The sequence below is a fragment of the Microbulbifer pacificus genome (assembly GCF_002959965.1).
GTDB lineage: Bacteria > Pseudomonadota > Gammaproteobacteria > Pseudomonadales > Cellvibrionaceae > Microbulbifer > Microbulbifer pacificus_A.
Map to the genome: position 1 here is coordinate 1,764,192 of NZ_PREV01000026.1, position 25,278 is coordinate 1,789,469.

General features: G+C 60.4%; 26 protein-coding genes. 16 read left to right on the plus strand and 10 right to left on the minus strand.

The window, feature by feature from the left end; translation table 11 throughout:
• Window positions 1–36: 36 nt before the first annotated feature.
• The gene (locus C3938_RS07870; RefSeq protein WP_105102614.1) at window positions 37–1,083 is read right to left on the minus strand and encodes an efflux RND transporter periplasmic adaptor subunit; all 1,047 of its coding nucleotides are present in this window, start codon (window positions 1,081–1,083) and stop codon (window positions 37–39) included.
• 237 nt (window positions 1,084–1,320) lie between these two features.
• On the opposite strand from C3938_RS07870, the gene C3938_RS07875 reads away from it, so the two are divergent.
• Entirely contained in the window at window positions 1,321–1,962 is a 642-nt protein-coding gene (locus C3938_RS07875; RefSeq protein ID WP_158681603.1) for a CDP-alcohol phosphatidyltransferase family protein, read from the plus strand.
• 66 nt (window positions 1,963–2,028) lie between these two features.
• Here the strand turns inward: C3938_RS07875 and C3938_RS07880 are convergent, their stop codons facing one another.
• From C3938_RS07880 to def, 5 genes are all read right to left on the minus strand, one after another.
• Complete coding sequence (locus C3938_RS07880; protein ID WP_105102616.1) at window positions 2,029–3,480, minus strand: TrkH family potassium uptake protein; 1,452 nt, start codon at window positions 3,478–3,480, stop codon at window positions 2,029–2,031.
• Between the two features lie 32 nt (window positions 3,481–3,512).
• Window positions 3,513–4,898 (minus strand): Trk system potassium transporter TrkA, encoded by a 1,386-nt coding sequence (trkA, locus tag C3938_RS07885; RefSeq protein ID WP_105102617.1) that lies wholly within the window; start codon window positions 4,896–4,898, stop codon window positions 3,513–3,515.
• 248 nt (window positions 4,899–5,146) lie between these two features.
• A complete protein-coding gene (gene rsmB, locus C3938_RS07890) occupies window positions 5,147–6,460 on the minus strand; it encodes a 16S rRNA (cytosine(967)-C(5))-methyltransferase RsmB (protein ID WP_105102618.1) in 1,314 nt (437 codons plus the stop codon).
• Window positions 6,453–7,454: a methionyl-tRNA formyltransferase gene (fmt, locus tag C3938_RS07895; RefSeq protein WP_105102619.1), complete on the minus strand. Its 1,002-nt coding sequence runs from the start codon at window positions 7,452–7,454 to the stop codon at window positions 6,453–6,455. The genes rsmB and fmt overlap by 8 nt, the downstream gene beginning before the upstream one ends.
• Window positions 7,455–7,671: 217 nt before the next feature.
• The gene (gene def, locus C3938_RS07900) at window positions 7,672–8,178 is read right to left on the minus strand and encodes a peptide deformylase (protein ID WP_105102620.1); all 507 of its coding nucleotides are present in this window, start codon (window positions 8,176–8,178) and stop codon (window positions 7,672–7,674) included.
• A 304-nt stretch (window positions 8,179–8,482) separates the two neighbouring features.
• On the opposite strand from def, the gene C3938_RS07905 reads away from it, so the two are divergent.
• The 3 genes from C3938_RS07905 (at window position 8,483) to C3938_RS07915 (ending at window position 12,073) form a co-directional block, all read left to right on the plus strand.
• Window positions 8,483–9,550: a LysM peptidoglycan-binding domain-containing protein gene (locus C3938_RS07905; RefSeq protein WP_105102621.1), complete on the plus strand. Its 1,068-nt coding sequence runs from the start codon at window positions 8,483–8,485 to the stop codon at window positions 9,548–9,550.
• 88 nt (window positions 9,551–9,638) lie between these two features.
• Window positions 9,639–10,802 carry a DNA-processing protein DprA gene (gene dprA / locus C3938_RS07910; RefSeq protein ID WP_105102622.1) on the plus strand — a complete coding sequence of 388 codons (1,164 nt, stop codon included), beginning with the start codon at window positions 9,639–9,641 and terminating at the stop codon, window positions 10,800–10,802.
• A gap of 128 nt (window positions 10,803–10,930) precedes the next feature.
• The gene (locus C3938_RS07915) at window positions 10,931–12,073 is read left to right on the plus strand and encodes a PQQ-dependent sugar dehydrogenase (RefSeq protein ID WP_105102623.1); all 1,143 of its coding nucleotides are present in this window, start codon (window positions 10,931–10,933) and stop codon (window positions 12,071–12,073) included.
• On the opposite strand, the gene rrtA is transcribed toward C3938_RS07915, so the two are convergent.
• Window positions 12,061–12,702, minus strand: a complete 642-nt coding sequence (gene rrtA / locus C3938_RS07920) for a rhombosortase (protein ID WP_158681604.1) — start codon at window positions 12,700–12,702, stop codon at window positions 12,061–12,063. The two genes, C3938_RS07915 and rrtA, sit on opposite strands and share 13 nt — an antisense overlap.
• A gap of 237 nt (window positions 12,703–12,939) precedes the next feature.
• Here rrtA and C3938_RS07925 point away from each other — a divergent pair, with 237 nt between their 5' ends.
• From C3938_RS07925 to C3938_RS07975, 11 genes are all read left to right on the plus strand, one after another.
• Complete coding sequence (locus C3938_RS07925; RefSeq protein ID WP_325027380.1) at window positions 12,940–13,542, plus strand: L-threonylcarbamoyladenylate synthase; 603 nt, start codon at window positions 12,940–12,942, stop codon at window positions 13,540–13,542.
• Window positions 13,543–13,610: 68 nt separating this feature from the next.
• On the plus strand, window positions 13,611–14,516 hold the full coding sequence (gene hemF, locus C3938_RS07930; protein ID WP_105102626.1) for an oxygen-dependent coproporphyrinogen oxidase: 906 nt from the start codon (window positions 13,611–13,613) through the stop codon (window positions 14,514–14,516).
• Window positions 14,517–14,613: 97 nt separating this feature from the next.
• Window positions 14,614–15,054 (plus strand): hypothetical protein, encoded by a 441-nt coding sequence (locus C3938_RS07935; protein WP_105102627.1) that lies wholly within the window; start codon window positions 14,614–14,616, stop codon window positions 15,052–15,054.
• 22 nt (window positions 15,055–15,076) lie between these two features.
• On the plus strand, window positions 15,077–15,748 hold the full coding sequence (locus C3938_RS07940) for a hypothetical protein (protein ID WP_158681605.1): 672 nt from the start codon (window positions 15,077–15,079) through the stop codon (window positions 15,746–15,748).
• A gap of 53 nt (window positions 15,749–15,801) precedes the next feature.
• On the plus strand, window positions 15,802–16,644 hold the full coding sequence (gene aroE / locus C3938_RS07945; RefSeq protein ID WP_199775511.1) for a shikimate dehydrogenase: 843 nt from the start codon (window positions 15,802–15,804) through the stop codon (window positions 16,642–16,644).
• A gap of 437 nt (window positions 16,645–17,081) precedes the next feature.
• Window positions 17,082–17,573, plus strand: coding sequence for a 5-(carboxyamino)imidazole ribonucleotide mutase (gene purE, locus C3938_RS07950; protein WP_105102629.1), 492 nt, complete (start codon window positions 17,082–17,084; stop codon window positions 17,571–17,573).
• Window positions 17,574–17,615: 42 nt separating this feature from the next.
• Window positions 17,616–18,731 (plus strand): 5-(carboxyamino)imidazole ribonucleotide synthase, encoded by a 1,116-nt coding sequence (locus C3938_RS07955; RefSeq protein ID WP_105102630.1) that lies wholly within the window; start codon window positions 17,616–17,618, stop codon window positions 18,729–18,731.
• A gap of 102 nt (window positions 18,732–18,833) precedes the next feature.
• Window positions 18,834–19,235 carry a hypothetical protein gene (locus tag C3938_RS07960; protein WP_105103286.1) on the plus strand — a complete coding sequence of 134 codons (402 nt, stop codon included), beginning with the start codon at window positions 18,834–18,836 and terminating at the stop codon, window positions 19,233–19,235.
• A 29-nt stretch (window positions 19,236–19,264) separates the two neighbouring features.
• Complete coding sequence (locus C3938_RS07965; RefSeq protein WP_105102631.1) at window positions 19,265–20,188, plus strand: LysR family transcriptional regulator; 924 nt, start codon at window positions 19,265–19,267, stop codon at window positions 20,186–20,188.
• 106 nt (window positions 20,189–20,294) lie between these two features.
• A complete protein-coding gene (locus tag C3938_RS07970) occupies window positions 20,295–20,789 on the plus strand; it encodes a DUF2938 domain-containing protein (RefSeq protein ID WP_105102632.1) in 495 nt (164 codons plus the stop codon).
• Between the two features lie 30 nt (window positions 20,790–20,819).
• On the plus strand, window positions 20,820–21,338 hold the full coding sequence (locus C3938_RS07975) for a hypothetical protein (RefSeq protein WP_105102633.1): 519 nt from the start codon (window positions 20,820–20,822) through the stop codon (window positions 21,336–21,338).
• A 15-nt stretch (window positions 21,339–21,353) separates the two neighbouring features.
• Here C3938_RS07975 and C3938_RS07980 read toward each other — a convergent pair whose 3' ends face one another.
• A complete protein-coding gene (locus C3938_RS07980; protein WP_105102634.1) occupies window positions 21,354–21,956 on the minus strand; it encodes a LysE/ArgO family amino acid transporter in 603 nt (200 codons plus the stop codon).
• A gap of 99 nt (window positions 21,957–22,055) precedes the next feature.
• Between C3938_RS07980 and C3938_RS07985 the strand changes: the two genes are divergently transcribed.
• Window positions 22,056–22,955 (plus strand): LysR family transcriptional regulator ArgP, encoded by a 900-nt coding sequence (locus C3938_RS07985; protein ID WP_105102635.1) that lies wholly within the window; start codon window positions 22,056–22,058, stop codon window positions 22,953–22,955.
• A 13-nt stretch (window positions 22,956–22,968) separates the two neighbouring features.
• Here C3938_RS07985 and C3938_RS07990 read toward each other — a convergent pair whose 3' ends face one another.
• Together C3938_RS07990 and C3938_RS07995 are read right to left on the minus strand one after the other, a co-directional pair.
• Complete coding sequence (locus C3938_RS07990; RefSeq protein WP_105102636.1) at window positions 22,969–23,880, minus strand: dimethylarginine dimethylaminohydrolase family protein; 912 nt, start codon at window positions 23,878–23,880, stop codon at window positions 22,969–22,971.
• A gap of 79 nt (window positions 23,881–23,959) precedes the next feature.
• Window positions 23,960–25,207, minus strand: a complete 1,248-nt coding sequence (locus C3938_RS07995; protein ID WP_105102637.1) for a Zn-dependent hydrolase — start codon at window positions 25,205–25,207, stop codon at window positions 23,960–23,962.
• Window positions 25,208–25,278: the final 71 nt, after the last annotated feature.

Below are 25,278 nucleotides of genomic sequence, written 5' to 3' on the forward strand. Positions count from 1 at the left end.
TTATCGGTTTACGCGTTTGTGCGCGACTTGTGACGGCTACGCGTCGTTTCTGAGAAACGCCACTTTCACACCCATATCCGGCAAAATTCTCGGATCTTTGTCATCTATGCCGATGCGTACCTGTACCGTTGCCTTGGCGCGGTCGGCGGTGGGAATGATGGCGATCACCGTCGCGGGAATATCCCAGTCCGGGTAGGCATCGAGATTCGCGCGCACCTTCTGCCCGGCCTTCACGCGGCCGATAAAGGCTTCGTTCACATCCACTTCGATTTCCAGGGAATCCATATCCACGATGGTGCAGATGCCGGTGCGCGTATAACCGCCGCCGGCGGAGCTGGGGGCCACGATCTCACCGGGCTGGGCATTCTTCTGGGTGACAATGCCGGAAAAGGGGGCGCGGATGGTGTGGTCATCCAGACGTTCCTGCTGTCTGCGTACTTCGAGTTTCGCGACGGCGATGTCCGCCTGTGCGCTCACCAGGTTCGCCTTCAGGCTGGCAACATTTGCCTGGGACTGTGACAACTCGGCACGGCTGGAATAATTGCGGTCGATCAGCCCGGCAAAGCGCACCTGTTGGCGCTCGGCTTCGGCGAGATTTGCCTGAATACCGGAGGCGCGGGCCTCCATCACACGCACCTGGGCGAGGGCGAAGTCGCGGTTCACTGTGGCTACCGCCGCGTCGAGGGTGGCGAGAACCTGGCCCTGCTCCACGCGCATGCCCTCTTCGACATCCACGCTGGTAATCAGGCCCATGACCTCGGCGGACACCGTCGCCATGCGCCGCGCGGTGATATAGCCCGAAGCATTGAGGATGGCGTCAGAATGGGGGATTTTGGCCGGCGGAGGCAGATCGAGTCGTGATGATGCCACGGAGACTTCGTCCGTGGCGGGTGCCGAGGCCGGCAGGGCGGCCGTGTTGGGCTCAGCGCCGTCGCCGGCAAACAGCAGACCCGCCAGCAGCCCGGTGGCGATAACACCGGCGCCAATCGCCAGTGTGGCTCGGGAACCGAACCTGCTGGATTCCGCGGGCGCATCGCGCTCGATCTTCAGTTGAGCCAACAGCTCACTGGTATTTTTTGCCATCTTGCCCTGTCGTTATTTTTACTTCCGTGAACGGGCTACTTTGGCAGAATTCAATGACGCTGACTATTGCCATACAGTCGCGCAAGCGCCATTTGTCGCGAATGACCACCACGGAGCTGTGGGTAGGGCGATCGTGCAACGACGGCCGGTAGCGGATTTGTCTCTTCGATGGTCTATGTTTGTACAGGTCTACACGCGTCCGTAACGGATGCCAGAGTTTCACAGTGCCATGTCGCGATGACCAGACAAATCAGACCCAAGGCTGCGGAGGAAAACGTCGTACCGGCATCCCGCTGGCGTCACTTGCCCAATCTGCTTTCCAGCGTGCGCATCGCGCTGATCCCCGTAATCATCTGGCTGACCCTGACACATGAACACCAGTGGGCGCTGGGCGTGTACTGCGTGGCGGCGTTGACGGATCTGATCGACGGCCTGCTGGCGCGACGCTTTGGCTGGATATCCCGCCTGGGTTCATTTCTGGATCCCATCGCGGATCGGGTTTTTGTGCTCTGCCTGATCCCGCTACTGTGGTATTTCGATGCCATAGGAGCCGCTTACACGGTGCTGGTGGTTGTTCGCTACACGATACAGTTAAGTGCACTGCCGGTATTGATGCTGTGGTTGAAAAAGCCCTTCAGGGTCGCGCCGGACTGGATTTCCCGAATGGCGGCACTGGTGGTGTTTCTGGTGCTGGGAATGGGGTTTGCGGATCTGGTGGCGATTGAGATGTTCGAGGAGGGGTCGGGGGCAGAGAATATCTTCGACCATACCCTCGAGGCGCTGACGTTGCTCGGCTGTCTGCTGGAGATCCTGGTGTTGTACCGCTTTGTGCCGCGTTACTGGCAGATTATCCGCGCGCGCCACGACACGCTCGAATGATCTTTATTCAACAACGTTTGGACACCTCTAGAAATCGTCGCTCGCGAGCAGATTTGTAGTGGGTCCTCAGTGGCGCCAGAACGCGGGGGTGAGCAGCACCAGCAGGGTAAAAATTTCCAGGCGCCCGGCGAGCATTGCCAGAATCAGAAAACACTTCGCCATCTCGTTTACCTCACCATAGTGCGCCGCCGCATCGCCCAGTGCCGGGCCGATATTACTGAGGCAGGAGGCCACGGTGGAAAAGGAGGTGACGAAATCCTCCCCCGTCGCCATCACCACAATGGTGAGCACGAAAAACGAGAGAATATAAATCGCAAAAAATCCCCACACCGCGTCGGTAACCCGCGGCGGTACACTCTTGCGGTTGACCTTGATGGGCACCACTGCGCTCGGGTGCACCAGGCGGTTCAGTTCCCGCAGGCCGGACTTCACAATCAGCATCACGCGCACCGCCTTGATCCCCCCGGAGGTGGAGGCGGCGCAGGCGCCCATGATGCCCAGCATCAGCAGAATATAGGGCAGGAATGCCGGCCAGGAGGCAAAGCTCTCGGAGCCGAAACCGGCGGTAGTGCCGATGGAAACCACCTGGAAAACCCCGTGCAGGAAACTGCCGCGCATATCGAAGGTACCCGAAATATACAGATAGCCGACGATGATGGCGCAGGCGGCGAGGGTCACCAGAATATAGAAACGGAACTCGGAATCTTTCCAGTAGTGTTTGACGGTGCGGTTGCTGAACGCATAGAAATGCAGGCCGAAGTTGATGGCTGCGGTCAGCATGAAAATGATGGCGATGGCCATGATCGCATTGTTGTGGGCGTAAAAGCCCATGCTGGCGTCGTGGGTCGAGAAGCCCCCGTTGGCGACGGTAGAAAAGGAGTGGCCGATGGCATCAAACACACTCATCCCCGCCCACCAGTAGCCGATGGCGCACAGCACCGTCAGCGCCACATAAATGACGATCAGGGCGCGGGCGGTTTCGGCGATACGCGGCGTCAGCTTGGTGTCTTTGACCGGCCCGGGAATTTCCGCCTTGTACAGCTGCATACCCCCGATACCGAGCATCGGCAGGATCGCCAGCGCGATCACAATTACCCCGATACCGCCGAACCACTGTAACTGCTGGCGGTAGTAGAGGATTGCCGGTGGCAGTGTATCGAGGCCGACGATGGTGGTGGCGCCGGTCGTGGTGAGTCCGGAAATGGATTCAAAAATTGAATCGACGATGCTCAGGTCCGGCTGGGGACTGATAATCAGTGGCAGCGCGCCGAAGCTGCCGAGAATCAGCCAGAACAGGGAGGTCACCACGAAACCGTCACGGGTGCGCAGATCCTGTTTCAGGTCGTGCACCGGCAGCCACATGAACAGACCGGTGAGCAGGGTGATGCCGAAGGCGATGCTGAAGGCGACATGCGTGTCGTCGTGGTACCACAGTGACACACCGATGGGCGGCAGCAGGGTAAGGCTGAATACGGTCAGCAGAATGCCGAAGACCCGTGCAATGACTGCCAGACGCATTTAACGGTTCACCATCATCGAAAAAGTCACCATCAGAAAAACCCGAAGCCCACCTGGAACAGCTGCTCCACATGGCGGGTGTGGCGGCGGTCGACCAGGAAAACAATCACATGGTCATCGGTTTCGACAATGATGTTGTCGTGCGCGATCAGAACCTGGCTCTCGCCGTTCCGCTCGCGCACGATGGCGCCGATGCTGGCGCCTTCCGGCAGGTCGATATCCTCTATTTTCTTGCCCACCACTTTCGAGGTGCGGCTGTCGCCGTGAGCGATCACCTCGATGGCCTCCGCGGCGCCGCGGCGCAGGGAATGCACATTGACCATATCGCCGCGGCGCACGTGGGTGAGCAGGCTGCCGATGGTGTTCTGTTGCGGGGAAATGGCGATGTCGATCTCGCCGCCCTGCACCAGGTCCACATAGGCGCGGTTGTTGATCAGTGCCATGACCTTGCGGGTGCCGAGGCGCTTGGCCAGCAGCGATGACATGATGTTGGCTTCGTCGTCGTTGGTGAGTGCGAGGAATACGTCGGTGTCTTCGATATTTTCCTCGAGCAGCAGGTCCTGGTCGGAGGCGCTGCCGTGCAGCACGATGGTGTTGCTGAGTTCCTCGGACAGGAACAGGCAGCGGTCGTGGTCCCTCTCGATGACCTTCACCGAATAGCGGTTTTCCAGCCGGTGTGCCAGGCGCAGGCCAATGTTGCCGCCACCGGCGATGGTGATGCGTTTGTAGCCGTGTTCGAGCCGCCGCAGTTCACTCATGACGGCGCGGATATCCTGACGTGCGGCGATAAAGAAGACTTCGTCGCCGGCTTCGATGACGGTGGAGCCCTGGGGGATGATGGGGCTGTTTCTGCGATAAATGGCGGCGACGCGGGTGTCGACTTTGGGCATGTGTTCGCGCAGGTAGCGCAGTTGGTGTCCTACCAGTGGGCCGCCCTGGACGGCGCGCACGGCGACGAGCTGTACGCGACCATCGGCGAAGTCGAGTACTTGCAGGGCGCCGGGGTGTTCGATCAGCCGGGAGATGTATTCGGAGACGATCTGCTCGGGGCTGATGAGGACGTCGATGGGGATGGCGTCCGTGGAGAAGAGTTCCGGGTATTGCAGGTAGGCGGCGGCGCGTACGCGGGCGATTTTGGTGGTGACGCGGAACAGGGTGTGGGCGATCTGGCAGGCAGCCATGTTGGTTTCGTCGTTGTTGGTGACGGCAACCACTATGTCGGCGTCTTCGATACCGGCTTCCTGCAGTACGTCGGGGTGCGAGGCGTGGCCGTGGACGACACCGATGTCGAGCTTGTCGCGCAACTCGCGCAGGGTTTTCTCGTCGCTGTCCACCAGAACAATGTCGTTGCGTTCCGAGGCCAGACTTTCCGCCAGAGATCCGCCGACCTGGCCGGCGCCGAGAATGATGATTTTCATATTGGGTGTTGTGGGCCCGTGTTATCTGGCCTTTGTGCCTTGCCCACCAGAGTCTTTTGAAGCTGGTGCGGTGGCGGCCGAGCACCGGGTACGGGTTTTCAGGACCGGGCTAGGCGCCCCCCATACACCCATCCCTGGGCACTGCGGCGCAAACTTCCTGTTTGCGACGCTCCTGAAAACCCGTACCCGGCACTCAGCCTTCAATTTTCACTGTTGTGCTTCGTAAGCGACGGTTTCGAGCACCGTCTTCAATTCTTCGGAAGCAGTTTTTCCAGCTTCGCGTAATAGAAGCCGTCGCCCGCATGAATGCCGGGCAGCAATTGCATACCCGCTTCCTGCGGCAGCCCCCAGGGCTGATCGTTCATTAATTGCGGCGTATTGTCCCTCGCATCCGGTGTCTCCGCAATGAAGCGCGCCACCTGTGCGCTGTTTTCCTCGGGGAGTATGGAACAGGTGGCGTAGAGCAGGGTGCCACCAGGCTTCAGCAGGCCCCACATGGCGCGAAGAATACGGCCCTGGAGCTCGGCCAGTTCGGGGATGTCGTCGGGGCGGCGCAGGAGTTTGATGTCCGGGTTGCGGCGGATGACGCCGGTGGCGGAGCAGGGGGCGTCGAGGAGGATGCGGTCGTAGCGCTGGCCGTCCCACCAGTGTTCCGGTTCGGCGGCGTCGGCGCAGATGAGCTGGGCGCTCAAACCCAGGCGCTCGAGGTTTTCGATGACGCGGTCGAGGCGCTCTTCTTCGATGTCGAGGGCGCTGAGGTCGAGATTCGGTTGCCGCTCGAGCAGGTGGCAGGTTTTGCCGCCGGGGGCGGCGCAGGCGTCGAGGATTTTCTCACCGGGCTGCGGGTCGAGCAATTCGGCGGCCAGTTGTGCGGACTGATCCTGGACGCTGACGAGGCCGTGGTCGAAGCCGGGCAGGCGGGTGACGGCAACGGGGTGTTCCAGCACCAGGCCGGCCTCGGAGTATGCACAGGGTTGGGCGGGGATGCCGGCGTCGGCGAGTTGCTTGAGATAGTCGTCGCGGGTCAGCTTCGACAGGTTCACCCGCAGGGTCATGGGCGGGTTGCTGTTGTTGGCGGTGAAGATGGTTTTCGCCTCCGCTCCCCAGGCGTTCTTGATTGCCTGCTGCAGCCACTCCGGGTGTGCGGAGCTGAACTGGGGGTTGCCGGAGAGTTTGCGGGTGAGCGCTTCCTTATCCCGCAGGGCATTGCGCAGCACGCCATTGACGACACCGGTGGCATGCCCGAGCTTGAGCGCGCGCGCGGCTTCGACGGTGGCGCTGATGGCGGCGTGGTCGGGGATACGGGTATATTCCAGCTGATACAGTCCGACCAGCATCAGCGCTTCCAGCTCTTCATCTTTGATCGGCTTGCGCAGCAACTTGGTTAGCAGCAGTTCCAGGCGCGGGGCAAAGCGGGCGGTGCCGTAGCACAGTTCCCGCAGCAGGCCGCGGTCTTTTTCCTCCACCTGCTTTTCCGCCCACGGCAGCAGCCGCTGCAGCGAACCGCGGTCCTGGTACAGGCGGCTGATCACACGCGCCGCCAGCGCTCTCGGGTCATTCATGGCCAGTACCGATATTGCCGGTACCAATACTGTCGTCGGTACCCAGTCTGGTGCCTTTGGCGAACAGATCGCGGTAGCCCTTCAGTATTTCTGCCACCGGCAGCATTTTCTTGCCCGGCAATTGTAGTTGAGTCAGGCGCAGCGCCTCGCGCCCACAGGCCACCAGAATACCCTCGTCATCCGCCGACAGAATCGTTCCCGGCGTATCGTTGTGGCAGCCCTGTTCCAGCTGCGCACTGTACACGCGCAGCCGCTCTGTATTGCCCTTGCCACTGGCAAACTCGGTCCAGCACACCGGAAACGGGTTAAATGCACGAATCAGGCGCTCAAGCTCCGCCGCCGGGCGCGCCCAGTCGATGCGCGCCTCTTCCTTGGAGATCTTGCCCGCGTAGTTGGCGAGTTTGTCATCCTGCACCTGCGGCTTGGCCGCGCCGGATTCCAGTTGTTCGAGTGCGGTCAGCAGCGCGGGTCCACCGATTCCCGCCAGCTTGTCGTGCAGACTGCCACCGGTCTCATTCGCCGCAATCGGCGTGCGCGCCTCCACCAGCACCGGTCCCGTATCCAGCCCCGCCTCCATCTGCATGATCGCCACCCCGCTCTCTGGGTCCCCGGCCTCCACCGCCCGCTGAATCGGCGCCGCCCCGCGCCAGCGCGGCAGCAGCGACGCGTGCACATTCACACAGCCGAGCCGCGGCGTATCCAGCACCACCTGCGGCAGGATCAGCCCGTAGGCCACCACTACCATCAGGTCCGCATTCAGCGCCGCCAGCTGCTGCTGCGCGTCTTCATCGCGCAGCGACAATGGCTGATATACGGGAATCCCGTGCTCCAGGGCCAGCTGCTTTACCGGGCTCGCCAGCAGCTTCTTGCCGCGCCCCGCGGGGCGGTCGGGCTGGCTGTAGACGGCAATGACGTTGTGCTCACTGTCGAGCAGGGTCTGCAGGTGAACGGCGGCAAAGTCGGGGGTGCCGGCAAAGATGATATTCAGGCTCATGAAAATTCTTTCAGATAAGAAGAGGGCGGACTCGATACGAAGTCCAAATACTGGACGCGAAGGCGCGGCGCCGGGGACCTGCTTTCAGAAGCGTCGGCAACAGGGATGTTGCCGACGCAGCGTACAGGGATGTATTCCCAGGGGGGCGCCCAGCTCGGTTCTGAAAGCAGGTCCCCGGTGCCGTGCCGCCACCGGACCCGCTTCAAAGCGAACTGGATCACGCCCCCTGGCGGTGGGCTTTCTCCAACTTGGAGCGAATGCGATTGCGCTTCAGCGGAGAGATGTAATCCACAAACAGCTTGCCATCGAGATGGTCGATCTCATGCTGAATGCACACCGCCAGCAGACCCTCGGCCTCCAGCGCATAGGCCTCGCCATTGCGATCCAGCGCCTTCAGGCGGATCTTGCGCGGGCGCTGCACCGTCTCGTAGAAACCAGGTACCGAGAGACAGCCCTCATCGTACTTGTGGATCTCCGGGTCCAGCACCTCAACCTCCGGATTGATCAGCACCAGCGGCTCACTCTGATCCTCAGAGACATCGATCACCACAATGCGCTCATGCACATTGATCTGCGTCGCCGCCAGCCCCACACCGGGCGCGTCATACATCGTTTCGAACATATCCTCGATCAACGCGCGGTGCGTATCCGTCACCTCAGCGACAGCAACCGCCACCTTGCGCAGACGGGGATCGGGAAATTCTAGGATTTCAAGTTTGGCCATAACACCTGTGACAAACTTCTAGTCTTAGTGGAACTTGCGCTGATAACATAATGATCGCGCTTGAAATTTGCTGAACTATGTTGCTGATTTGGGGGCCCATACCGCATTCTGGCCACAGAGCCAGTTGGCGTCCTATATACCCCTTTCACAGGCGGCCATTGCCGCTACCGGTCCAGCGCTGAGAGATTATAGCGATATAAACCCCCAGCGATAGCGATCGGTAACCAGGATCGGTAATCAAATAGTCCCGCAGCAAACGATAAGGCCGAAAGCGTTAGCGACAAAAAAGCATAGGAATGCTTCCATGAAAAAAATAATTCTGGCCGCCGCCGCCACCCTGCTGGTGGCCTTCGGCCTGCAGGCGCAAGACGTACGCCTGAAGCCTGACCACCCGGACACCTACGTGGTGCAGAAGGGCGATACCCTCTGGGACATCTCTGGGCGCTTCCTCTCTCAGCCCTGGTACTGGCCGGAAATCTGGCAGGTAAACCCCCAGGTTGAGAACCCCCACCTTATCTATCCTGGCGATCGCCTGAACCTCGTGTATATCGACGGTCAGCCGCGCCTCGAGCTGGAGCGCGGTCCAACGGCGTACCGGCTGAGTCCGGTCGACAACAACCGCCTCGGCCCGTCTGTGCGCCGTGAGCCCATCGACTCCGCCATCCCCGCCATTCCGCTGGATGCCATCAACGCTTTCCTGTCGCGTTCTCGCGTTGTCGGCCCGGGCGCCTTCAACGGCGTGCCCTACGTGATTTCCGGCCAGGACCAGCGCATCCTCATGGGCGCCGGTGAGAAGATCTACGCGCGCGGCGATTTCCGTCAGCCGCTGCCGTCCTACGGCATCTACCGCCCGGGTCCGGTTTATGCCGACCCCTACACAGGTGAACATCTGGGGCAGCAGGCGCTGGATGTGGGCTCCGTGGACCTGCGTCAACTGGATGTGGACAACGCCAACACCGAATTCGCCGTCGCCACTCTGGATGTCACCCGCACCAGTCGTGACATCCGCCTGCAGGACCGCCTGTTGCCGGTAGAGGAGCGTGCCATCGCTGCCCTGTTTCAGCCCGGCGCTCCCGCCGTGCCGGTGGAGGGCGTGATCCTTGGCGTGGAAGAGGGGGTAACTCAGGTCGCGAAATACGACGTGGTGGCCATCAACCGTGGTCTGCGCGAAGGCCTCGAGCCCGGCCACGTTCTCGCCATCTACAAGCGTGGCGCCACCGTACGCGACCAGCTGGCCCGCCAGAATGTCAAACTGCCGGACGAGCGCGCCGGCGTGCTGATGGTGTTCCGCAGCTTTGAAAAAATGAGCCTCGGCCTGGTGCTGGAAGCGGACAAGCCGCTGGCAGTGATGGACCTTGTCAGGAACCCCTGATTCCCTGGAATGCTGCAACGCGGGCGGTTGATCTCCCGCGTGCAGCGCGCCCTTCTGAGTTAACTCTCTTCGAAACACAGGAACACGCATGGATGCGTTGACCGCTACCCTCGCTCTTCTCCGTTTAGAGGGAATAGGCCCCGGTCTCTACTGGCAACTGGTGGAGCGTTTTGGCTCCGCTGCCTCCGTTCTCCAGCAGTCTCCGCAAAACCTGAACCGCAAACTGCCGGAGCGCGCCCGTATGCAGCTGGCAGAGTTCCAGCGCCTCGGGCTCTCTGGTGAGCTGGGACAGTGGGCGCTGGCCGAGCGTGAGCGCTGCGCCGAGCAATGTATCTTTCTGATATCCCTGGATGACGACGCCTATCCCCCACTGCTGAAAGAAATCCCTCGCCCACCGCCGGTGCTGTATATAAGCGGCAATCTCACGACCCTGTCACTGCCTCAGGTGGCAGTGGTCGGCGCGCGCCGCGCCAGCCGGGCCGGGCTCGATAATGCGCGGGACTTTTCCGCGGATCTGGCGGCTGCGGGTTTCGCCATTACCTCCGGGCTGGCGCTGGGCGTGGATGCGGCGGCGCACAGCGGGGCGATGAAGGGCGGCGGCAAGACCATCGCCGTGCTGGGTACCGGCGTTGACCGCATTTATCCGGTGCGCAATGCGGTTCTCGCCGAGCAGATCCTCGCTGCCGACGGTGCGATCGTCAGTGAAATGCCTCTGGGCACCGCGCCGGAAGCCGGCAATTTCCCCCGTCGCAACCGCATCATTTCCGGCCTGAGTCTCGGGACCCTGCTGGTGGAGGCGGCGGTGCGCTCCGGTTCGCTGATTACCGCGCGCCTGGCGCTGGAGCAGAACCGCGAGGTATTTGCCATACCCGGTTCCATCCACAACCCGCTGGCGCGGGGCTGCCACCACATGATCAAGCACGGCGCCCATCTGGTGGAAACCAGCGGCGATATTGCCGCGCAGCTCGGCGGCATGCTGTCGGGGATGGCAAGTCAGTCGGGCCTGTTCGACGAATCCACCGGGTGTGCACCGGAGCTCACTGAGGAACAGCGGAAGATCGTACATGCCCTCGGCGATGATCCGCGCAGTATCGAGCAACTGGCGGGGGACACTGGTGGCGAAACCGGCGATCTGATGGCGAGTCTGCTGTATCTGGAGCTGGAAGGCTTGGTGGAGCAGATCCCCGGTGGCTATCAACTCACCGGCAGTGGCGCACGTGTCGCTTCTGCACTGATGACAGTACCAGGCTGAGGGCTTTTCCTCTGTAGCCAATGGCTGATGGCTTCTAGTGGCTGAAGGCTCTCGGTGGCTGAAGGCTCTGGCCGGATGACCAAAAAGCCGATAGGGTCACTCCTGTCATTTTCAGGGAGTGTCCATCCATGGGGCCGTTCAAGCACCGCACATCATCGCGCCACACCTTCGCCGCGCTCGCCGGCACACTGGCACTGGTCTTTGCCGCCGGCGCCAGTGCCAAAAAGGGCGATATTCATCTCGACAAACTGAAGCTGCCGGACGGTTTCAAGATTGAGGTTTACGCCAAAAACATTCCCAACGCCCGCCATATGGTGCGCGGTGACAAGGGCACTCTGTTCGTGGGCTCCATGGGCGAGGGCAAGGTGTACGCGGTGCTGGACAGCGATGGCGACCAGAAGGCAGACGAGGTAAAAGTCATCGCCGAGGGACTCACCCGCCCCACCGGCGTCGCCTTCAGGGACGGCGACCTGTATGTCAGTGCCGTCACCAGCATCCTGCGTTTTGACGATATTGAGTCGAGCCTCGATAACCCCCCGGCACCAGTTACCATCACCAGTCAGTTTCCGGACAAACACCACGGTTGGAAATACATCGCCTTCGGCCCCGATGGCTGGCTCTATGTGCCCATCGGCGCGCCGTGCAATATCTGCGATGAAGAAGATTACGCCAATATCCAGCGTCTCAAGATTGAGGGTGACAAGGTGGTGGCGACCGAGACCTGGGCGGAGGGAGTGCGCAATACCGTCGGCTTCACCTGGCACCCGGTCACCAAGGAGCTCTGGTTTACCGACAACGGCCGCGACATGCTGGGAGACGATATACCGCCCTGCGAGCTGAACACCGCGCCGGTGGCGGGCAAGCACTTCGGCTATCCCTACTGCCACGGTGGCGACATCCTCGATCCGGAATTTGGAGGCGGCAAGCAGTGCAGCACCTATGTGCCGCCGGCACAGAAGCTCGGCCCGCATGTGGCGCCGCTGGGTGTAAAGTTCTACACCGGCAGCCAGTTCCCGGAAGCGTACAAAAATCAGATTTTCATCGCCGAGCACGGCTCCTGGAACCGCAGCAAGAAGATCGGCTACCGGGTGACGCAGGTGAGCCTGGACAAGAACGGCAGGGCCACCGGCTACAAACCGTTTATCGAGGGCTGGTTACAGGATGAGGATGTGTGGGGCCGCCCGGTGGATGTGCTGGTGATGCCGGACGGCGCGCTGCTGGTCTCTGACGACTACGCCGGTGCTATCTATCGGGTCAGTTACGAGGGTTGAACCGTCGCGTCGCCGGACTTTTTGGCCGGGCCTGTCGTGTACAGCAGCGCCACCAGGCCGAGCACCGTTCCCGCCACCGACCCCCACAGGTGGCCATCCACCGCCACCGCTGCATTGATCATCTGCGCGGTGGCATCGCTGGCGCCGTAAAGCTGTTCCCACCCCACCTTGATCCAGGTTCCCGCCACCAGCAGGTAACCGGTGCGCCAGCGCGCGCGGATATCCAGGCAGCCCCCCCAGATGATCAGCCCGTGCAGTACCCCGGAGAGGCCGACATAAACGTCGGTTTGCGGTGAAAACAGCAACAGACCGAGACCGGTGCCCAGCGCCACCGCGGCGGTGGTGACCACAAAACGTCCAACGCGATAATGTGGGCCGTGAAGAATCCACAGTAACAGGAGACCAGCGCCGTTCAACAGCAGGTGTTGCAGATTGGTGTGGGGCAGGTGTCCGCTGACCAGCCGCCAGAATTCTCCGCCCGCAATCGCGCGGTGATCGTACTCGAGCAGCGGTGTCAGCACCGGCGCCATCAGCCAGCAGCCCAGCACGGCGGCAAACAGCAGTAGCGGTCCACCGAGGCCCTGCTGTCTGAGCAACACGCGGCCTATATGCAAAAAAGGTGCTGGCATGGAGTACATCTGTCGCTGTGTAAAGTTTGCGCAGTATCCCACACTGGGATACCCGGGTCAGCTGCAAAGTGCGGTTGTCCGGCGATCAGGTCGATCCCGGCAGTGGGCCGGGCCCGGGGCGGTTCGCATGCCCCGGCAGCCTTGTCTAGGCTGGTACTATCCGATACATTGCGGCGCTCCCCGAGAGCTGCGCTGTCGCCGGATTACTGCGCCACAAGACCCGAAAGAGTCCCGCCCTTGTCAAAAAACAACCCCCCAACAAGTAACGTTCGAATGGTGCACGGCGCCGGCCTCACTATGGCTACCGCTGTGCGCGTGCTGGCCGCCGGTGGGGTGATCGCGCATCCAACCGAATCCGTATGGGGTCTCGCGTGTGACCCCGCCAATCCAGAAGCCGTCGCCCGTCTGCTCAGGCTCAAGAATCGTCCGCTGGAAAAAGGGCTGATTCTGGTAACCGGCGATGTAAAGCATTTCTCTGATCTGCTGCACAACCTGTCCGGCGATCAGCGTGCGCGTATTGACGCCACCTGGCCGGGGCCAGTCACCTGGCTGGTGCCACATTTCGATCAGGTGCCGCCCTGGGTGACGGGTATCCACCACAGTGTGGCCCTGCGTCACACCGCACACCCGTTTACCGCGGCGTTGTCGCGGGCGTTTGGTGGCCCCATCGTGTCCACGTCCGCCAACCCCACCGGCAGTCAGCCGGCGCGGCACAAGTTTCAGGTGCTGCGTTATTTCGGGGATGAGCTGGATTTTGTCGGCGGCGGCAATACCGGCGGACGCGCATCGCCCAGTGAGATCCGCGATGCCGCCAGTGGACGGATTGTGCGCGCTGGCTGAGTCGCGCTCGTTTGTGATCGATGATCTAATTGTCCATCGCCCCTCCTGAAAAATTGCATAAAACGCCCATGACCGAAGTGAATATCCAAGCTGTAAAAGACTATCTGCTGAATCTTCAGGACCGCATCTGTACGGCACTGGCAGACGTGGATGGCAACGCATTCCACGAAGACGCCTGGGAGCGCGAGGGTGGTGGCGGTGGCCGCACCCGGGTGCTGGAAAATGGCCGTGTCATTGAAAAAGGCGGCGTGAATTTCTCCCATGTTCACGGCGACAAACTGCCTCCTTCGGCCACGGCTGCGCGCCCGGAATTGGCCGGCCGCTCATTTGAGGCGATGGGCGTGAGCCTGGTGATCCATCCGCGCAATCCTTACGCGCCCACCAGTCATGCGAACGTGCGCCTGTTTGTGGCGCAGAAGGAGGGCGCTGAGCCGGTCTGGTGGTTCGGCGGCGGTTACGACCTGACGCCCTATTACGGTTTTGAGGAAGATGTGGTGCATTGGCACCAGACGGCGAAAAATGCCTGCACGCCGTTTGGCGAGGATATTTATCCGCGCTTCAAGAAATGGTGTGATGAGTATTTCTATCTGAAACATCGCGACGAGGCACGCGGTGTGGGCGGACTGTTTTTTGACGATTTCCACGAGGGTGGATTCGACAATGCGTTTGCTCTGATGCGGGCGGTGGGTGACAGTTATCTGGATGCGTATCTGCCGATTCTGAACCGGCGCAAGGATTTGGAGCACGGTGAGCGCGAGCGGGATTTCCAGCTGTATCGCCGCGGGCGTTATGTGGAGTTCAATCTGGTGTTCGACCGCGGCACGCTGTTCGGATTGCAGAGCGGCGGGCGCACGGAGTCCATTCTGATGTCGCTGCCGCCGGAGGTACGGTGGCGGTACGACTGGCATCCAGAAGCGGGTAGCCCGGAAGAAAAGCTTTATACAGACTTCCTGCCACATCGGGATTGGGTATAAAAGTTTAACTAATCCTGCGGCGGTGCCACTGCCGGGTGGGCCTTTGCTTCACGTTCAGTGGTATTTTTCTGAGTAGTATTTTTTCAAGGAAATCGCCATGCGCAAGGCTCGTCTGGAAGACATCAACAAACTGTTCCTGGAATACCGCCGCCTGTTTGAAGCGCGCGATGCAGATAACATCGCAGACTTCTATCGCTTCCCCATTCACTACTATTTTTCCGATGGCAAAAAATCCGAACTCAGCCGCGATTACTTTATCGGCCGAGTGAAAAAACTTCTTAACCTATATACAAAGCTTGGTGTAAACCAGATCGTCGGTGCGGTGACCGATGTGATTGAACTGAATGAAAACACCAGCCTTGCAACCCTGAACTGGGTGCTTCTGAATACCAGCGGGGACAAACCGAAGCAGGTCTACAGTGCAATTACCCGATATATCGTGTCCGAATATGGGGCTGAATTGAGAATTGATGGATTGATTGGGGTGGATGAGACTCGGAAGTTGAAGCAGTCTCTAAATTTTTACAACCGGCAGTAAAAATAAACAGGGGATAATGATAATGAACAAATTGATAGTAACGCTTATTTTAATGTTGGTCGTTTCTGTGGGCGGCGCTGTTTATGGGTATGTGCAATTTTCATATAAGCTGGATCGGGCGGAAGAGCTGGTAAAGCAGGAGCGGGACCTGCGTAAAATCAATGTAAAAAATTCCATGCTCACTAACGTAACGGAGTTCGTGTTTACGAAAATCACCAATCAATACACCTATTATTACGATACGAGCTTTGTCACGGGGTTGACGCAACTATGGGGAGGAGACAAGGTCCGGATTGTGTATGAATGGCCCTACACATTCAGTTTTGGAGTGAAAATTCCTGACGGCTGGAACTGGTGCCCGAAAGAGGTCGATGGAAAACCCGGCTTTGTCAGCGTGCAGGCTCCAAAGCCTTCACTCATCAGCAAAAATGATCCGAGTCCGAAATATCTGAAGGTGATAAAGGCGCCGAGCCATCGAGTCAATGACGAAACGGTATCCGAGCAGATCAATGAAATTGCCAAAAAAAGAATAGAGGAAGATGCAGAGAGTTATCTTCAGGCGGAGAGCGTTTCAAAAAATATTTCTCTGGCCTTTTCCAAGCATCTGCAGGACATATTAAATATGGCGCATGCCAACTCCAATCCTGTGGCCGGTGTCGAGATTGAATTTGTGGATGACAACAGCTGCGGTTAAGGCTGCGGGTTGTATTTTCTGGCTGCCGCGTAACGAGAAGGGGTGAATGCAGCGTGATTGACAGATATGCCGTGATAGGCAACCCCATCAAGCAATCCATGTCACCGGTGATACACACTGCCTTTGCCAAAGAGACCCGTCAGGATCTGGAATACGGCAAACTCTTTGCGGAGGTAGATGGTTTCAAGGCGGTGGTGGATGAATTTTTTTCCGCAGGTGCCAAAGGACTGAATGTCACGGCGCCGTTCAAACTGGATGCGTTTGAATACGCCGATGAGCTCACCGCGCGCGCGCGTACCGCGGGTGCGGTGAACACTCTGGCGCGGCAGCCCGATGGGACGCTCCTGGGTGACAATACCGATGGGCCGGGGCTGGTATCGGATATTCGCGATCACCTGGGTTGGACCATTGCGGGCAAGAGGGTGCTGGTGCTGGGTGCCGGCGGTGCTACCCGAGGCACCCTGTTGCCGCTGCTGAACCAGAAACCGGCACTGTTACATATCGCTAACCGCACCGGGTCCAAGGCGCAACAGCTGGCGGAAGACTTTGCGACCTACGGCAATCTGACCGCTGGTGGATTGGACGATATTCCCGCGGGCTTCGAGCTGATCATCAACGCCAGCGCTGCGGGTCTGTCTGGCGAGCGTCCGCAGATTGCTGAGACCGTGATTGGAGCCGATTGTTGTGCTTACGACATGGTGTACGGCGCCGAACCCACGGTCTTTATGCGCTGGGCGGCGCCACTGGGAGCGAAAACCGCCGATGGCCTGGGTATGCTGGTGGGGCAGGCGGCCGAGGCGTTTGCCCTGTGGCGCGGCGTGCGGCCTTCGGTGGCACCGGTGTTGGCGATGTTGCGGGACGAGCTGCGCCGCAAACAAAATGAAAAAGGCCGCTGAGCCCGCCAGCCCGAATCATTCCGACCTTTAGTGGGCTGTTGAAAAACAGCCTGCTGAACCGGGCGTCGGATGGCCTTTTTCAACAGCCTGTTAATACTCTTCAATACATCGTGGTCACGGGCAGGTGCTGTGACCACCGCGCCACACTATCGTTTCCGAGGCACAAGCCGCACAGAGCCGCTACATCCGCGCGAAGATCCGGCCGGCCCGGCCCCCGAACGCTGGAAAACGCGGCTAAATCTGGCGGAAAGCCCCGTACTGCGTGCTTTCTCGCTGAGTTTTGGTATCCTCACGCCCCTAATTTTTGGGCCCGGTCGGCGTTTACTGTCGTTTACGGCCAGGCGAGATAGGCGAGGCCCCGTTTTCGCGGGCCCTTTCCCGCTGCCAACGGCGATTTCCGATCCCGCAGCACCGGCGAACACTGGAGTTATCCACAAGTGAAACAGCTTCCCTTTGAGAAAGTCACCATCGTCATGGGCTCCCAGTCCGACTGGCCGACCATGCAGATGGCGACCAAGCCCCTCACCGAGCTGGGAGTCCCTTTTGCCACTGCAGTGGTTTCCGCCCACCGTACGCCTCAGCGCATGGTGGAGTTTGCCACCACCGCTCATGAGCGCGGCACCAAGGTGATCATTGCCGGCGCCGGCGGCTCCGCGCATCTGCCGGGTATGATTGCGGCCATGACCCCGCTGCCGGTGATCGGCGTGCCGGTGGAAAGCAAATTCATGACGGGTATGGACAGCCTGCTGTCCATCGTCCAGATGCCCAAGGGCGTGGCCGTGGCCACCCAGGCTGTGGGTCAGTCCGGTGCCTACAATGCGGGGCTGATGGCGGCGCAGATGCTGTCCCTGTCTGACCCGGAGCTGCAGAAACGCCTGATCGCGTGGCGTGAAAGCCAGAGCGCCGGCGTGCCGTTCGAAGTGGAATAAGGCTGGCCAGCGAAGACGGAAGCATTCAGAGGTATACCGGAAATGACAGCGAGACGAGTAGGTATTGTCGGTTGCGGCCAGCTGGCGCAAATGATGGCTCAGGAAGCGCGCCCGCTGGGCATCGAGTTCAGTTTTCTGGCGGAAGGCGGTGAGAACACCACCTGCGTGGAAGGGCTGGGCAACGTTGTTCACATTGCCGAAGGGGCGGAAATCGCAGACCTTTACAAAGCCATGGGGGAGCCCGAAGTGATCACCGCGGAGCGCGAGGGTGTGTCCGCGGAGCTCCTGCGCGCGCTGGAAAAATTCTGCCCGGTGTACCCGCGCCCGGATGCATTTGAAAAAACCCAGCACCGCCTGCGGGAAAAAACCGCGATCACCGCTGCCGGCCTGCCGGTAGCGCCTTTCCGCCCGGCCAACAATTACGCCGAAATCTGTGCGGCCGTCAAAGAGCTGGGTTACCCGTCGTTTATCAAAAGTTGTGAAAACGGCTACGACGGCAAGAATCAGTGGCGAGTGGACAGCGACGAAGATCTCGCCGCAATCGCCGATGATGTCCCCGCGTCAGAATATGTGGTGGAAAAGGGCATTCATTTTTCCCGCGAAGTTTCCCTGATCGGCGCCCGCACTGCCGACGGTGCCGTGGTGACCTATCCGCTGGCCGAGAACGATCACTACAGGGGCACCCTGCTGGTTTCCACCGCGCCGGCGCCACATGTCAGTGAAGAGCTGCAGCACACCGCCGAAACCTACCTGGCCACGCTGATGAACGCCTGGGATTATGTTGGCGTGCTGGCGATGGAATGCTTCGTCACCGACGATGGCCTGCTGATCAACGAGCTGGCCCCGCGGGTGCACAACAGCGGTCACTGGACCCTGGCCGGTGCCAAAACCAGCCAGTTCGCCAACCATGTGCGTGCCATTCTCGGCATGCCGCTGGGCGAAACCGGCTGCGATCGCGTGGCGGTGATGATCAATATGCTGGGTGTGGACAAAAAGCCTGCGCTGCAAAATGAAGGTGTCTGGTCCTACGGCAAGGAACTGCGTCCGGGCCGCAAAATGGGTCACGTGATTCTGCTGGACGAAACCCAGGACAGGCTGGCCACCCGCATCGACAGTATGCTGGAAGAACTCTACGGCCCCAGCAAACGCCCCGCCTGATATTCAAACCCGTTAGCGGTCTTTTCTTTTCGTTCTGGCATACTTCTCCCATGTCCCCGTCAGGAAATTTCCTGGCGGGGTGCGAAAAACCGGGGGATGTACATGCGCGAATTTATCAAAAATCTTTCCATCTGTTTTGCCGCCGGCGGCGTGGCCGGTTTAGGGTATGCGCTCGGGCTTTGGGCGCTGGGTCACTACGGCATTACCCGCGCGCTGTCGGTCGATATCGCGCCACATCTTTCCAATGCATACATTTACCAGCGTGTGGTGTGGGGCGGTATCTGCGGGCTGATTTTCCTGCTGCCATGGCGCAAGAGCTGGATCACCCGCGGCCTTCTGCTCTCCCTGATTCCCGCCGGAATTCTGCTGCTGGTGTTGCTGCCAATGCACGGTCTCGGCATCGGGGCGCTGGCGCTCGGGACCCTGACGCCGTTGGTGATCATTCTGGCCTGTGCCGCAGGTGGCATTGCCGGGTCCGGATGGCTCAGGGCGCAGGGAAAATAATTTTTTAGAAGTGGCAGGGAGCCAGCCGGGTGCGCAATCTCAGTCTCGATCAGCTGCAGTTGTTTGTCAGCGCCTGTGAACTCGGCTCTTTTTCTGCCGTAGCGCGTGACAGCGGCCGTGCGCAATCCGCGGTGAGTGCGCAGATCCAGAATCTGGAACTGGATCTCGGCCTCGAACTGTTTGATCGCAGTGGCAAGTTTCCAAAACCCACGGACGTCGCGTTGGCGCTGCTGCCCCTGGCCCGCCAGTCCATCGGCCAGATGCGCCGGTTGCAGCAGGCGGCGGATTCCTACGAGCGGGGCGAGGAGTCGCAGCTGCGCATTCTGTTCGAGGAGCAGGTGATGCCGGATCGGCTCAACGATATGCTCGCGGCCTTTGCCGAACAATTTCCCAACACGTTGATCCATGCCAGCAGTGTCGACGGCGATACGGCCGTCGGTCGGATAGGCCGGGGCGAAGCGGATTTTGCCTTTGTCACCGCCCGCGATGGCTATCCGGGTGAAGTGCGCTCCAACAATCTCGGGCAGCAGCAGATCCTCACCCTTGTCGCGCCGGACCACCCCCTTGCACAGATGCTCTCTGCCAGTCTGGCGGAGGCCGCCGACCACCGGCAGATTCTGATCGCCAGCGGCACCGCCACCCCGTCGATGGATAGGGATCACACAAGCCCGCAGAATCAGGTTGCCACCCAGTGCTGGCGTACGGATTCCCTGTTACAGGGGCTGGAGCTGGCCAGCAAGGGAGTGGGGTGGGTCAATGCGCCATTCGAGCTGGCGCGGCCATTCCTCAAGAGCGGCCGTCTGGTGGAGCTGAATCTCACCAGTGCGCTCTCCGCCTGGAGCCTCGGTGTCGATCTGCTCTGGTCCAATCGCACGGCCCAGGGGGTCGCCGGGCGTTGGTTTGCGCGCGAGGCACACCGTCTTTACGGCAACTACTACAGCCCTCCTCAGTAGCCTGCCTCGCTATCTATCTGTATTTCCGATAGATACCAACTTTTCCTCAAGTATTTTCCAGTAGAAACTGCCTTCCAATCTTGGATGAAAGCAGTGAGGTGCATGCGTGAATGAATTCTGGCCCTGGCTTGGCGACAGCCTGGTATTGGGGATCGGTGCGACGTTGATCTGCGATCTCTGGGGTCAGCTGGTGCGTCTGGTTACGGGTATTCCCCCTCTGGATTGGCGCCTGGTGGGGCGCTGGATCGGGTATATGCCGCGCAGGTTCGTCCACGACAGCATCGGTGTGGTTCAGCCGATCAGGGGGGAGAAGGTTTTAGGCTGGAGCGTGCACTATCTGACCGGCGTTGTACTGGCGGCGGCCATGCTTGGGCTGTTTGGTGTTGCTTGGTTGGAAAAACCAAACCTGCTGCAGGCGCTCGGGTTTGGCCTGATAACCGTCGTGCTGCCATTTTTTATTATGCAGCCCGCACTGGGTGCGGGCGTTGCCGCCAGTCGTACCCCGCGACCGACACGTGCGCGATTACTGAGCCTGTGTACCCACGGTGCTTTTGGCCTGGGGCTCTGGGCGAGCGCGATCGTCATCAATTTCCTGTGTTGAAAGAGTTCCGATGAAATTTCGAGGTGAATCATGGATCGCAAAACCGTGCAGCAACAAATCGCGGCGTTTGGTGAACACTACCGCTACGACGTGGGGTATCTGCAGGATTTTCTACAGATAGCGCCGGAGTGTTATGAAGCGTTTCTGGGTTTCCAGTCTCTATCCAGTTATCGCGGCAAGTTACCGCTGGATATCTACTGGGTGAGCCGGCTGGCTTCCATGCAGATCGCCGATTGTGGTGAATGCCTGCAGTTATCCGTGCGCATGGCCCTGGAAGCGGGCGTGGACAAGACGGTGGTGAAGTCCTGTATCGAGGGTGGCAGCCGCTTGCCGGAAAACCTGAAGGACATTTTTGATTTCGCCAGCGCGGTGGCGAGCTACCGGGTGATTGACCCCCAGCTGGATGCACGTATCGACCAGCTGCTGGATAAAGCCCAACGTATCGAGCTGGGTATTTGTGTGGCAACAGCGTCGGTTTACCCGTCCATCAAACGGGCGCTGGGGATTGCCCAGCGCTGCAGCCTGGTAGAAATCGAATACGCGGCTTGAGCGGGAGGCAACGGCTCACTGCTGCATCACCAGCCCTGCAGCGATGGTCAGCATCATTGCGGCAATCCCCAGGTCGATAAACCGCCATACCGTCGGGCGGGCCAGCCAGGGGGACAGCCAGGCGGCACCCATCGCCAGGCCAAAAAACCAGGTGATGGAGGCGCTGACCGCACCCAGGGCATAGGCGCCGGGTTCCGTTTGCTGCGCGCCGAGTGATCCGATCAAAAGCACCGTATCCAGATAGACATGGGGATTGAGCAGGGTCACCGCCAGCGTCATCATCATTACGCTGGCCAGTGACCGGGCTCTTTCTTCCTTGCCGTTTTCCAGCCCCGCCGGGCGCAGCGCGCGGCGCAGTGCCTGGACGCCGTACCAGCCGAGGAAGGCGGCACCACCCCAGCGGGCGACACTGAGCAGCAGTGGACTTTCCGCCAGCAGTACCGCCAGCCCGAATACCCCGGCACAGACCAGCACCGCATCGCAGAGTGCACAGACCGCCGCTACCTGAAAGTGGTATTCCCGCCGCACCCCTTGCGCGAGCAGAAATGCATTCTGCGCGCCAATGGCAATGATCAGGCCCGCGCCAAGCATCAGGCCGTTCAAATAGCTGTGGAACATCGTGTTTCTCTACCCGCTAAGTCAATTCGGTGGCCAGTTTGGCTCGACCTCTGGTATAAGAAAAACGACTTTTCCTAATCCTGCATTAGTAAAACTGATATGTTCGATTACAAGTTGCTGGCCGCGCTCGCGGCGGTGGTAGAGCAGGCGGGGTTTGAGCGGGCGGCGTTGGTCCTGGGGCTGTCACAGTCCGCGGTTTCCCAGCGCATCAAGTTGCTGGAGGCGCGGGTTGGCCAGCCGGTACTGCTGCGCGGATCACCGCCGAAACCTACGGAAGTTGGTCGTCGCCTGCTGAACCATGTGCAACAGGTGCGCCTGCTGGAGCGGGATATCCAGGGGCAGATTCCCGCGTTGATGGAGGCGGGGTCGGGCCCGGAAAGACTGAGGATTGCCATCAATGCCGACAGTCTGGCGACCTGGTGGGGGCCGGCGATTGCGGAATTCTGCAGCGCGCGCAATCTGGTGCTGGATCTGGTGGTGGAGGATCAGGAAGTGGGGCTCAAGCGCATGCGCGCCGGCGATGTGGCGGCGTGCGTGTGCGGTGCGGAGAAGGCGGTGTCAGGGGCGCGCAGTATTGCCCTTGGCGCCATGCGCTACCGCGCGCTGGCGAGCCCGGCATACCTGGGTCGGTATTTTCCAGACGGGGTCGATACCTTCACGCTGTCAAAATCCCCGGCGGTGGTATTCGGGCCGGATGATTCCCTGCAGCACCGTTTCCTGGAATCCCTGGGTTTTAGCGGGAGTTTTCCCTATCACCTGTGCCCGTCTTCCGAGGGGTTTGTGCAGCTGGTGGCCAATGGTCTCGGCTGGGGGCTGGTGCCGGAGTTGCAGGCCCAGGAGGTGCTGGCGCGGGGTGAGCTGGTAGAACTGTTACCCCATCGGCCCATTGATGTGCCGCTCTACTGGCACCATTGGCGCACCGGCGGGGAGTTGCTGGAGGCACTCACCGGCGAGCTGTTGCGCACCGCCGGTAAGCTGCTGATAGCCGGGGACGGCTAGCCGATCTTCGGTCTCACCCCGGTTTGCGCGCGAGCGGCTGGCACATGCAGTGCACGCCGCCGCCACCGGCGGTGATCATGGAGATATCCGGGTCGATCACCTCTAACCCGTGGGCGCGGCACTTTTCTTTCAGTTCGGTGTTGTCGGCGGGGAGCATGACACGGTCGTTGCCCAGCGCCACGACGTTGACGCCGAGCTCCATCACCTGTGGGTAGGAGATGTCGATAATCTCGAAGTTGCGGGATTTGAACCATTGCACCAGTTCCGGCTCTACGGCATCCACACACACAGCCACGAGCTTTTCCGCGAGCGCCGCTACCAGCACGTCGAGGTGCAGGAAGTAGGGATCGAATTCGTAACCTTTGACTTCCCAGCCTTCTTTTTCGATCCAGCTTTTCATCTGGTTGAAGCCCTGGGGTGAGGTGCGCTCGCCGCTGTAGCCGCACAGGATGACGCCGGGTTCCAGCACCATGAAGTCACCGCCCTCCAAACTGCCGGCGGTGATGATGTCGTAAATGGGGATGTCGAGCTTCTGGTAGGTCTTTACCACGTCGACCCATTCGCCGCGGCGCCAGGGGGAGTACATCTGGGTGACGATGGGGCCCCAGGGGGTCATGACGCTGCTGTCGCGGGCGTAGAGCTGGTAGGGGAGGTTGCTGTCGGCGGGCAGCAGGTGGGTATTTACGCCGGCCTGTTTGTAGGCGTCGAGCATTTCCCGATGCTGTTGTTTGGCAACAGCGGCGTCGAACTGGCGGCCGAGGCGCACGGAGCGGCGGCTGGCGGCATTGCCCATTTGCCAGGTGTAGTTGTCGATGGGGCCGACGAGGAGGTCGGTGAGCACGCCGTATTCGGAATCGATACCCCAGTTTTTCAGTGGCGCAGTGTTGCCGTTTTCGTTGCGGTGTTTGTAGGTAAATTCGGTCATCTTCTTTCTCGAAACTTTTTCAGTGGAGCCCTGTTTGGGGTCCGGCAGCAGCCGCTTAGCATTTAAGTTGGTCGCTTCGTCAGCCGCTTTTGTTTGCCATCTTCAGCATCGCGTGCAGCAGTACATTCGCCCCCGCTTCCAGATCTTTCGGTTCCGCATTTTCCGCTTCGTTGTGGCTCAGGCCTTTTTCGCAGGGCACGAAGATCATGCTGGTGGGCGCTACGCGGGAGATGTACACGGAGTCGTGGCCGGCGCCGGAGACCATTTCCTTGTTGCTGTAGCCGAGATCGGCGACGGCGCTGCGTACGGCTTCGACGCATTTCGTATCGAAGGCGACGGCGGGGGAGCGCCATTCTTCGCGGATATCGTGTTCCAGGCCGGTTTCCCCGGCGACGCTGGCGGCGATTTCGCGGAAGCGCTGGTCCATGGCGTCGAGGGTTTTCTGGTCCGGGTGGCGCAGGTCTACGGCGAGGACGAGTTTTTCCGGGACGGTGTTGCGGCTGCCGGGTTCGACGCGGATGTCACCGAAGGTGGCCCTTGCCCAGGGGGCGTGTTCTTCGGCGAGTTTGTAGAGCTGGTCGAGGATGCGGTGCAGCCCCATAAACGGGTCGCGGCGGCCTTCCATGGGGCTGGGGCCGGCGTGGCAGGGTTGGCCGATCAGGGTGAGGTCGTACCAGTTCATGCCCTGGACGCCGCTCAATACGCCGATGGTTTTTTCTTCGGCCTCCAAAATGGGGCCCTGCTCGATATGGACTTCAAACGCGGCGGCGAGTGGGCGCGGTTTGGCGGGGGCCTGGCCTCTGTAGCCGATACGCTCGAGTTCTGCGCCGAAGGTCTTGCCCTCTTTGTCCTGGCGGGCGTAGGCGTAGTCGAGGTCGAATTCGCCGGCCCAGACGCCGGAGCCGATCATGGCGGGGGAGAAGCGGGCGCCTTCTTCATTGGTCCACACGGCCACTTCAATAGGGGCCTCGGTTTCCACATTGGCGTCGTTGAGAGAGCGGATGACTTCGAGGCCGGACAGTACGCCGTAAACACCGTCAAACTTGCCGCCGGTGGGCTGGGTGTCGAGGTGGGAGCCGGTGAGTACCGGTGGCAGTTCCGGGCTTTTACCGGGGCGCTGGGCGAAGATATTGCCCATTTCATCGACGGTGACGCTGCAGCCGACGTCTTCGCACCATTTCACGAAGAGGTCACGGCCCTGTTTGTCGAGATCGGTAAGGGCCTGGCGGTTGCAGCCGCCTTTTTGTGTGGCGCCGATCTGCGCCATCTCCATCAGGGAGTCCCACAGGCGCTGGCCGTTGATACGCAGTTGCCGGTAGTCGGTCATCGAGTCGTCCAAAAGCAGAAGTTACTGTTCACGCAGGTTTTTGTGTATCAGGTTCTGTACATCAGGTTTAG